Origin of the sequence: Paraburkholderia sp. RL18-085-BIA-A (assembly GCF_046027075.1) — a bacterium.
Classification (GTDB): Bacteria; Pseudomonadota; Gammaproteobacteria; order Burkholderiales; family Burkholderiaceae; genus Paraburkholderia.
On sequence record NZ_JARESU010000507.1, the window covers coordinates 1 to 828 of the forward strand.

An 828-nucleotide genomic window follows, 5' to 3' on the forward strand; every position below is an offset into this window, starting at 1 on the left:
CTAGGTCCTGTTCACATTCTCACGAGCGGTCCAAAGGCACAGGCAAGCGAAGCGAAGGCGAGATAGTTCCCTGCGAGCTTGTCGTAGCGAGTGGCGACACGACGAAAATGTTTGATACGACTGAAAAAGCGTTCGACGATGTTCCGAGTCCGATACAGCACGCGGCTATAGCGACGCTTGGTCTTCCGGTTCGAACGCGGCGGGATTACGGCCTTCGCACGCGTAGTGCGGATACTCTCCACAAAGGCGTTCGAGTCGTAGCCCTTGTCAGCGATGACCGCACCGGTGCGCAAATGCTCAACCAGTTCATTCGCGCACGAAATATCGGAAACTTGTCCCTCGGTGGCGATCAACCGCAGGGGGCGTCCGGCGTCATCAACGGCCAGGTGCAACTTGGTGGTCAGTCCACCTCGCGAGCGACCGAGCGCTTGCGGACCGTTTTTTTTCGAGCTCCGGACGAATGCTGGTGTGCGCGCACGATGGTCGAATCGATCAACACATGCTTGATCTCGGTTTCGTCGGCCACGGCGTGGATCACACGTTCCCACACACCCTTGCAACGCCACCGGGAGAATCGCATGTACACCGTATGCCATCGGCCGAACGCCTTCGGCAAATCACGCCACGGGCAGCCGGTCCGGCCGATCCAGAGGACAGCTTCGACAAACCAACGATTGTCGCTCGCCGTTCGCCCTGGATCGCCTTCCTTGCCTGGCAAGACGGATTCGATTCGTGCCCATACTTCATCGTTCAATAACGTTCGAATCATCTTGCCCTGCTCGCGCAAAAAACAAGATGTAAACACATTTCATCGAATGTAAACAGGCC

Annotated in this window: 1 protein-coding gene; it reads right to left on the reverse strand. The window is 57.1% G+C overall.

Features of this window, described 5'->3' with window-relative positions; translation table 11 throughout:
• Positions 1–11 precede the first annotated feature (11 nt).
• Positions 12–769, reverse strand: a protein-coding gene (locus P0D89_RS53540) for an IS5 family transposase (protein ID WP_408379740.1) whose coding sequence is annotated in 2 segments (ribosomal slippage) — positions 12–448 and positions 448–769 — 759 coding nt in all. Because the reading frame shifts where the segments join, the coding sequence is not laid out codon by codon here.
• Positions 770–828 lie beyond the last annotated feature (59 nt).